Source organism: Xenorhabdus mauleonii, assembly GCF_900113945.1.
Taxonomy (GTDB): Bacteria; Pseudomonadota; Gammaproteobacteria; order Enterobacterales; family Enterobacteriaceae; genus Xenorhabdus; species Xenorhabdus mauleonii.
Genome location: NZ_FORG01000047.1, coordinates 1 through 9,387 on the forward strand (window position 1 = coordinate 1; position 9,387 = coordinate 9,387).

General features: G+C 48.5%; 10 protein-coding genes. All 10 read right to left on the reverse strand.

Going from position 1 to position 9,387, the window contains the following annotated elements:
• On the reverse strand, positions 1-811 hold an 811-nt coding region (locus BM100_RS21335; protein WP_092514612.1), incomplete at its 3' end, for a DUF1281 domain-containing protein.
• 212 nt (positions 812-1,023) lie between these two features.
• The gene (locus BM100_RS21340; protein ID WP_092514614.1) at positions 1,024-1,320 is read right to left on the reverse strand and encodes a TA system toxin CbtA family protein; all 297 of its coding nucleotides are present in this window, start codon (positions 1,318-1,320) and stop codon (positions 1,024-1,026) included.
• Positions 1,320-1,874, reverse strand: a complete 555-nt coding sequence (locus BM100_RS21345) for a hypothetical protein (RefSeq protein ID WP_092514616.1) — start codon at positions 1,872-1,874, stop codon at positions 1,320-1,322. Before BM100_RS21345 ends, BM100_RS21340 begins: the two co-directional genes overlap by 1 nt.
• 120 nt (positions 1,875-1,994) lie before the next feature.
• Positions 1,995-2,456: an antirestriction protein gene (locus tag BM100_RS21350; RefSeq protein ID WP_092514618.1), complete on the reverse strand. Its 462-nt coding sequence runs from the start codon at positions 2,454-2,456 to the stop codon at positions 1,995-1,997.
• Entirely contained in the window at positions 2,446-2,895 is a 450-nt protein-coding gene (locus tag BM100_RS21355; RefSeq protein WP_092514620.1) for an antirestriction protein, read from the reverse strand. The genes BM100_RS21350 and BM100_RS21355 overlap by 11 nt, the downstream gene beginning before the upstream one ends.
• A gap of 614 nt (positions 2,896-3,509) precedes the next feature.
• Positions 3,510-4,760 carry a hypothetical protein gene (locus BM100_RS21360; RefSeq protein ID WP_092514622.1) on the reverse strand — a complete coding sequence of 417 codons (1,251 nt, stop codon included), beginning with the start codon at positions 4,758-4,760 and terminating at the stop codon, positions 3,510-3,512.
• 391 nt (positions 4,761-5,151) lie between these two features.
• Positions 5,152-6,069 carry an integrase domain-containing protein gene (locus tag BM100_RS21365; protein ID WP_092514630.1) on the reverse strand — a complete coding sequence of 306 codons (918 nt, stop codon included), beginning with the start codon at positions 6,067-6,069 and terminating at the stop codon, positions 5,152-5,154.
• Between the two features lie 387 nt (positions 6,070-6,456).
• Positions 6,457-6,702: a hypothetical protein gene (locus tag BM100_RS22835; RefSeq protein ID WP_139217017.1), complete on the reverse strand. Its 246-nt coding sequence runs from the start codon at positions 6,700-6,702 to the stop codon at positions 6,457-6,459.
• A gap of 152 nt (positions 6,703-6,854) precedes the next feature.
• A complete protein-coding gene (locus tag BM100_RS21370; protein WP_092514631.1) occupies positions 6,855-7,277 on the reverse strand; it encodes a hypothetical protein in 423 nt (140 codons plus the stop codon).
• A 571-nt stretch (positions 7,278-7,848) separates the two neighbouring features.
• Positions 7,849-9,363, reverse strand: coding sequence for a conjugal transfer protein TraG N-terminal domain-containing protein (locus tag BM100_RS21375; protein ID WP_092514632.1), 1,515 nt, complete (start codon positions 9,361-9,363; stop codon positions 7,849-7,851).
• Positions 9,364-9,387 lie beyond the last annotated feature (24 nt).

A 9,387-nucleotide genomic window follows, 5' to 3' on the forward strand; every position in this document is an offset into this window, starting at 1 on the left:
CATGCTCACCCTGGTCATAGCAGTCGTAGCCTTTGAAGCTGCCTGACGCTTCGCTGTACCAGTGACGGATTTCACAGTCAAACATTGCAGACAGCACTCCCATCAGCTCCGCCGAAGGCGGTGCCCAAGGGGAATCAAAACGCACGGTTAAACTGCTGACATTCCGGCGCTCCCAGCGGACATGGTGGCCAAACGGCCATTCCAGCCCGTATTGCTCTTCATAAAACTGCGCCGTAGTGGAGATCTCTTTCAGCAACGTGCTGTTCCCGTTGATTTCGGTGGCAAGACTGGTTGACATAATCATCAACATATCGCAGGGCTGTGCCGTCTGCGGATAAACCTCCAGCCTGTCCCAACACGCGCCGATATCCAGCGTGTCAGACCAGCCCACCATGCCAAACCAGTCGGTATACTGGCGGGTCAGCAGACGGGCGATAACATCCCGTGCGGCTTCCGGCACTTTGTCCCAGGACATCAGGCTGAGGCCGGACTGACGGTACAGGTTATCAATGCGTTTGATATTGTCCGTATTCAACGGCACATTATTCTGCAACAACAGCAGCCACTGCTCAAAGGCCAGATGCTGCGCCGTGGGTGCCGCCGTGCCGCGCACTAACGCAGGGTACGGCGTGTAAGTTTGCGGTTTGGTCGGTTTGAGTATCCCTGCACAACCGGCCAGAAACAGGCGTAAACTTTGCAACACCGCCTGACGGTAACGGGGGACTTCTTCCCCGCAGACCCACTGTTGCATGACATCAATACAGACGGATTTGCCGGTAATTTCCAGTTGATTGGTGCACCATTCTGCCATGGTTAAGTTCCTCACTTGAGCGATAAAAATGATCAGGAGGAACCGCCCATTCGGGTACAGTTCCCCCGATGGGTATATCCTTCGTCTTTCATGCTGCCTCTTTGTTGGCTGCGCTCATTCACCCCAGTCACATAGTTATCTATGCTCTCGGGGATGAATTCTCTTGCCGCCGCGATGCAACCTGAAATCCATTGGATATAGAATAAAAAAGATTACGGTTTGGCTTGCTTTAACAACCTGTCAGCCAGACCACTGTCAAAAATGACCGTCAGTTCATCATGGATATCCAGATAAGGCGTACTGCGCGGGTCAGCCTGTGCATTCAACCGAGCTAAATCGTATTTATCCACCAATGCGTTAATGGCTTCTGACGGCCGGACGCCACAGGTTGCCAACGCGGCCACGGTGTCGGTTTCACACAGTGCCGTGTCCGTCAGATTCAGGCCAAAATGCCGTTTCAGTAAAGCGGCGGCAATCACCTGCCAGACCGTTAAACGTGTTGAGGTCATCACGCAGCCGCCTGAATACTGACGGATACACCATGCCGAAGAATATCCCGCACTTCACTGCACTGCTGATAACGGGATGAAACCCGATGCAGCGACAATAAATGCGCCTGATGCCATAACGCACATGCCGCCGGCGCATTCTGCCAGCTCTGTTCAAGCATCGCGGCCTGACATAACCGCTGCTGTTGTCGTTCCAGTGACAGACGTTCCGACGTCAATGTGACCGGCAGCGCCCAGACAATTTCGTCATCAAATCGGCCGCCGAGCACTTTTCTATCCTGTGCGTCAACAATCATGACGGTCAGCGGAAAAAAAGTCCGTTCACACTGATCGGATAACATCTCCAGTGCCGACCAATCCCCCAACAGATGAATCACCTTCAGACGTTGTACTATCTCTGTAATGGTGGAGGCTTCCCCTATCGTCAGGGTGTCCGTCAGCAATAACTGTGACGCTGTCGGATGCTGTCTCAGGCCGGTTACCTGGGCGGTAAACAATGCTTCATGTAATACGGTGCCGGCATCATCCGGTGCCGGTAAAAAAATAGGGTTCATGATGGTGTTCCTTGATTTCACGTTAAATAAAGAAAACACCCGCCCGGAACCAGGAAGGTGTTTTTGCTCCCCTGGTCAGGCGCTTAAGAAAAGCGTTAACAGCCTCATGTGCTGATAACGTCAGTGATGATTATTGTTGTTATGGCGAAATGGCGGACTGACAATCGCTTCTTCAGGCTTCAGTGTCATGACCGTTCTTATCAGTTCGTTTTCCGGGTGCTGCTGCGCGTACTCCTGCAATGCACAGAACCGATACGCTTCCTCATTCGGTTCATTCAGCACCGCAACACGGGCCAATACGATTGAGGTAACCGCCAGTCCGAAGGCATCAGCAGAAAGCGTCACCGTTAATTGTGTGTCCGGCAGGTAAACAGAATAGGTTTCCGCCCGCGTCGGCACCAGGTAAGTCAGCGATTCAGACACATGTCGGCTCGTCCACTGTTCAGGCTGATAATCACCACATAACGTTGACGCGGTATCGGCCAGCAGGGACCCCAGAAACAATCGTTCCAGTGGGGTCTTGTCGGGAAACACGGCCAACAGCGCAAGATTGTCCAGCATAATCAGTTCATTATTTGGCATCACAGCCTCCCTTTAAGCCCAAAGCGTCACGGATGCATTGAGCTTGAGGATGTTGCAATGCCGCATATTCACGCAGGTTACAAAACTGCTCAGCATACTCGCCTTGCTTCATGAGTGCGGCCAGATAACCTAAAACGGTCAGTGTCACCATCAGCCCGAACGTATCAGCGGAGACTTCGCCGTTAAAGTCCGTTGTCTTGACGTTGACAACATAGGCATCCGACCGTGTTGGTACGACATAAGCAACGGTATCTGATACCTTTAGGCACTGCCACCGATCACGCCGGTAGTCCTCACACAGCACCGCAGCGGCTTTAATGAACGTGTGCTCCAACAACATCCGCTCCAGTGAACTGGTTTGCGGAAAAAGGTCAGCAAAAGGGGAATGTTCAGACACGGGCAGCGTATGCACCGTGGTCGGGGGTGTATTTTGTTGCATGGTATTCTCCTGAATAAAAAAACGGAGAACACCGACCCAATGGGAAACGTGTTCCCCGTTGGGTGATTGGCCTGTTGGCCATGATGGAAAAGATTAAACAACCTTCATCGTCATCAGACTGACGATATCTGCTTCCAAAGGTGCGCAGATGTACCACACGATGGTGTACTCCCTTGCAGGCTACAGGAGTGTTACTGTCGCTGCCCGAAGGTGATCCTCACAAGCGACCGGATCATCGATAAGTCTGACTACGCTAATCAACGGAAAGTATAAGGTCAATGGATAATTCGTTTTTCTGAGGCAGTAAATAATGTCAGGAATACAATGGGCTTTGAAGTTAGCCTAGAGTTAGGATGAACTAGTTTTAATATTCCATATACTGTCCGCCGTACTGCGATGAAATCTCGCTGATTTAAGTTTGAAGGGCTTATCAATAATATCAGCAAAACTGCGCTTGAGTACCTCATGATATAGCCAACTGAAATTGAGCACTAAAATAATGTTTTTCCAGAACCGTCAAAAAGTCCGCAACTGAGCCTGTCAGACTATCTGATTAGATTGAGCCTACCAGCCTATCATTCTCTTCTCAGATATATCTATTCTAACCACAATTGTTATAGCTGTAATAGTTCCGCTTCTAAACGGCTTGCTATCTCAGGTAACTGAGCGTCTGCGAGGTAACGTCGCGCATTCCTTGATGCTCTGCTTTCTTCGGAAAAGTAACGGGCTATATCCAACGTGATATTGATTTGGTCAGGAGAGAAAAAATTTATCCAGTCATCAGAATAAAACGGCATGGGGTGAGGATTGACGACGTTATAGGCAATAGATTTCATTGGATACAGGTCGATAACCTCAATCAATCTTTTGTCAAATGTAAGAAGCGCCGGGAAGAGGTAACGAGCTTCTTTCGAGGGGGTGAACGTCATCATTTCTTCCATTTGTCGTATGTGCCAAAGATCCCAGGCCATGTTGGCAAGTTGCACAAGTAGGTCGCCTTTGTTTTTTTGTATTTTTCCGAAGAAATCAAATTCTTGGCCTCGCTCAAAATAAACTTTAGCCAATATAGTCTCTCGAACAAATAAGCTTGCCATTTCATCATCACAGAACTGCAAAAAGAGAGAAAGCTTATTTTTGAGGCTGGTTCTGGGGGATTTGAGCTGTATGGCTGCCATTTTCAGCAGGAGTACATACATACACTGATGTCTGAAAAACAATCCATTCATTTTAGACTTATCTTCATACTCCTTATACATTGTTGAAAGATGCTGTTGTGCTTTCATAGTCAGTTCATGCTCAGTCAGTGTTGAGCGTACTTCTCCATGTTGTTTAAACCAATTAACATCAATATTTATTAATTCTTCATAAGCTTTCAACGTGCGATAGACACCATCTGCGGTTTCAGAATTCCCAAGTTTGAGGTAATTTTCAGATATGTAAGGCTGAGGATCAATTTGCACATCATTTCGAATGAGAAATTCAAAGACTTCTGTGAGATCCTTTGGTAGGCTCGTATGCTCTTTTCCAGAGAGGTACGGTATCAAATGGCTGGCTGCCTGAGTATCCAGTGAAATAGAATAATCGAAGGGGTAAGTTGCTGTACCAGACTCCATATCACGACATGTTTCCGGATCGAGAACAAAGACTCGTTCAGTATTGAACAGGGAACGAATGGCTGCGCCAGCGCTGAAAGTTCGATTCACGGCGTAGCCAGGCACCCCTCCTTCGCCCGTACCAAATACAAATTTGTAATTCTTCATAAAAGGTAAATATTGACGATACAGTCTATAGGCTTCTTCTGTGGTATCGCTTTTGCAGATTTCTGCAATCCTTTCAGGGATGGAGGCATTTTCATAACTACTCATTATTTTCCTTACAAGTTGTGTAAGATTCCATCTATTACTACAGCATAAGTCTTGTCGTGTAAATGAGATAAGAGATCCTAATGGTTTTAGGTGGCTAGTTAAATGCAACCACAGCCTGATGTATATACTCATCTAACTTCAAGATGCTGGGTTGATTTTTAAATTAACAAGATGAGTTGTATCCTGTCATGCATCTTCAAGTTTATTGCGTATATTAAGCAAATAGACCTTGCTTACGATTTTGTGTAATCGCCTTTTTCACTCATTGCATTTAATCTGCTCCTTATTGATTGACACAGAATGCTGTTAGCAATGTCCGCTCTTGGCTGTGAGTTAAGATCAGTGAACGTATCAGATCTCGTGTGAACTAATACATGTGAATCAATACAACTTATTCGCTCTCAATATGCCTGTAATACACCTGCCGGATATAACGCCCCCGCCCATCACCATGCCCTAAATCCATCGACACCAGTGCCAGCGCTTCCCGCTCGCTGAAGCCCTGTGCTTTATAATGTGCACCAGATTGCTGGGCAAAATGGTAACGCATACTGTGTGGTGCTTGCTTACTCACCAGTCCGGCACGTCTGACCACGTAACGGTAACGGTCTATCGCCTGATGGATCGTGGGTTTATTAATCAATCTGCCACTGCGTTCTGCCTTTGCTCGCTCCGCATAGTCAATAGCCCGTTGCAGCGCTTCCCGATCCAGTATGACCGTCTGCCTCGGTCGCCCACCTTTGGTGCCGAACACCACCCGAACCGACGTATGACCGTTTTCCAGCGCTTTTTTCCAGGTGGATAAAGATTTGTAGGATTCAACAGCTTCTTTGGTACGCAGCCCCAATACATACGCCAGTTGCATCACCGCCGCCACGCCCCGATCTTTTTGCTCGACCTGCTGAAAAGCCGCCTGAAATTCCGCCGGGGTTAACGCCATTTTTGTTCCCCGACGATCTGTATTGGCAATACCCAGTGCCCGGTTGCTCAGACGTGGATTATCGGCTGCCGCCAGCTTGTGTTTCCCGGCCTGCGCTAAAATCGCTCTCAGTGCTGACATCTCATTTTGCAGCGTCCGGTGACTGATATTGTCAGCTTTTCGCTCGGCAATGTAGTGCTCAATATATTTTGTTTTGAGGCTGTCCATCTGCCGGAGCTTAATGCCTTTGTCTTTCAGGAAGTGAAGAAATTGTCGGGCAATCCGCTCACGCTCCGCCACCGTCGCAAAACTCCCGCCCGCTTGCCGGGCATGGGTCATAAATTCTTTTCTGAACCGTTCAATTTTAGAACGTGCCGATTTCTGCGCCATCCTCGCATCTCCTTTTTATTTATTTATTTTTAAACAAATCCCTGCGTGTCGGTTCAGATTCACCGTTCCGTGGTGCGTCAGATAATGTGTAGCAAGGCGAGGTTGTGTTGAGTTTTTGCAGGAGCTCGCGACGTGCTCAGCACAGCGATGACATGCTCCCCGTTCAGAGCCTGATCTAATCAGGATGAACGCCTCATTATCGTGACGTGGGTAATTTCTCCTTTTTTCGGTATCAGCCTGTTGTCAGGCAGTGGGTAAAAAGCAAACAAAACAGAACGATTCAGACAGAAAAAGGCCCGTAACAACGGGTGACTTTGAGTAATAGGGGGATCAAATGGGTCGTAAAGGCAGGCCGGACGTGTTCTGGACGTTGGCCGCTTAGCGGCGTCACTTGGTAATCGCGCTGCTTTTACGCAAGTGACGCCGCACAACATTCAGGACGTTTATCGTCGGTATTCGGGACAACGCAAAGCCTGCGCTGTTCGTATTGCGTGATAAGCCGGGTGAATGACACCGGATAACTTTCATCGTCGGACGGTGAGTTATTGTCTGACGATATCTGCTTCCAAAAGTGCGCAGATGTACCGCAGGGTAATGCGCTCCCTTGCAGGCTACGGGAGCTTTTTTCGCCATCGAACGGGTGATCCTCACAGGCGAACAGATCACTGATAATTACATTTCGATGGTAACGTGTGCATCAAACCGGGTCAATGTCAGTGCGATGATCTCTGCCCCACGATTTTCACGCGCTCAGGGAACGCGTACTCAAGCGCAATACCCTTCCTTTATTCTTTAATGTCCAGGGGCTTTTTATCGGTAATGCCGGTTAATTCTGATAAATCAACATCCTTCCCTTCAGTAAGAAAGCGGTTTCTGCGTCTCAGGTTGTACAGGTGACGACAATGCTCACACATATCATTCATATTCGCCGGGTTTCTGATGGCCCTGAGTGACCTGACGGCATATTTACCACACCGACACCGCACGACATAAATGGATGTGCTTTTCGGGTTACCGCGTTGTGATAAAGGGCGGACACCTAACACCGTCAAAAAGCCGTATTCATACCCCTGAACTTGCATCAGTATGTTGATTAAATTGGGTTCCCTTTTCGTTAACCGCAAATCATACGTCGTTTTGTAAGGAATAAAATGATCGGATTGTTTTTTAACTTTTTTATTTTTGTGATTTTTATCAATATCACGCATGACTTTCCCTGAACCTTTTCAGACGATATTCAAGGCGTTCCAATTTAATCCTTTTTATATTGAATTCAATAGCGAAAAAATTAAATTGAATCGGTAATTCGAATTTTCCCCACATTTATTTAATGACAATAAACGGCGAAGCCTCAATGGCTTCAACCACTGAGGCTTCTATAAATCGTCTACTATCAATGAAATGGCATTATTGATATAGAACATGTTAAGTATTATAGCGTTTACAGTGTATGTCATATGAAATAAAATGACATGGGATTATTCTCTTTTTTGTGATGTACCTCATGAAGATTGTACATTCAAATCCCAATATAAAATACAACAACACAAAAAATGAATATAAAATCATACTGAGTAAAGAAATCCCATAAATTCATTCAATAATATATTGGCATTAAATAATTCATTTACCCATCCTGTTAAAAACAGTTATTTCATCTTTCATTATCGAGGCAATAATAAATAAATTAAACAGTCAGAAGAATATAAAACTGACCTAACATTCAAATGATGACTCAGGGATAACCACGTATCCCTGACGTTGTAAACACGGGTTTGTCTACTTTCCTTTTGACATCATCTTCTGCATCACCATCTGACCAAACATGCCAGCGGATTGCCTGACCTGCCCCACGCCCTGACTCATCAGGCCGCCGACATCGCCCATCCGCACCCCAGCCCAAGCCAGCGCCCCCAACCAGATCATCGGCAGGACAATAAACAACATGCCCATCACCAGCCCCATGATTAAATCATCCGACGTGTTCTGCATGCCCGCCAGATTAAACAGGCTGTGGGTGTCTGAGCCGTACAGGGCGTCCAGCAAATGACTGTCCAGCCAGCGCGCCAGTTCCCACCAGAAGGTCAGGAAATTCAACGCAAAAATCACACAGGTCAGGGTAAACACGGTCTTAAACTCATACGCGGCCACCAACAGCAGCAACGGGATTAAGATATACAGCGCCATCAGAATCACCGCCTGCATCATCGGCAGAGCCTGTCGTACCGCATCGAACATCGGATAAGCCAGTAAGCCCCCCAACAGTGCACCGGCAGAGGCCCCTATCCGGGTCGAGCCATCCCACAGTGTGGGGTCCGCATTACCGCCATAGCCGGCATATACTTGTCCTGCTTGAGACACCGTCAGGTTCACCGGGCTGACCAGGCGGCGGATCACGGCTTCCTGATAAGCGGGCGTGTTTTTACCCAACATTTTCAGTGTCGCGGACAGACGCAGCCACAGCCCCGGATCGGCCTGCGCCAGTACCCGATCTTTCAGGCCGGTATTGGCGGCTGACCACCATGCCTGACAGGTCGGATAGCCGCCCTGCCCGGTATACGGCCGGCCGTTGTCCCGACTTTCCTGCCACGGAAAGTCAGCCCGGGGCAGACGCGATTGCAGTGTCCGGTAATCCCCGGCTAAAAATATGCGGCTGCCCAACCAACCGATATCATTCAGGATAATCGGGTCGCTGGTGTGCTCCTGATCGCGTTGTTGCCACTGATACAGGGCCAGCGCATAACAATCGTGGGTAAAATCCTGCAACTCGGCCGCCAGTGCCGGACTCGTGATACGGGTATGCTGCACGTCAAAACGCAGTTGCCGCAAATCCGGCCGACAGGGAATAGTGGCCACCGCCGCCTGTGTCAGCCCTTTGGATAACCGGTGCACCACGGCCCACCAAACCGGCACTGCCGCCGTTTGATTATTCAGGCTGGATATCACCGGCGCATAACCGCTGTTCTCCGGTGTACCGGGTGTCCAGGTGCCACAACTTTTGGTCCGGGCGGTATCATACTGGAGGGTACTGAAGCTAACATTGACCAACGGCACGCAGCAAAACACCATGACGAAAAACGCACTGTAGAGCGTATTTTCAATCCGGGCCAGTGACTGCAATCCATTGGGACCTTCTTCCTCCCCGCACTCCCGCACTTTCAGCCAAATGGCAATCACTTTGACCACTAACGGCAGGGTAAACAACCCCGTGGCAATCAGAATATGCCACAGGCCATTATTCACCACCCAGCCGAGCAGGGTCAGGAAATATTCCAGATAACTGTTCGTGGTCATGACACACTTCCCCGGCTGGCTGAC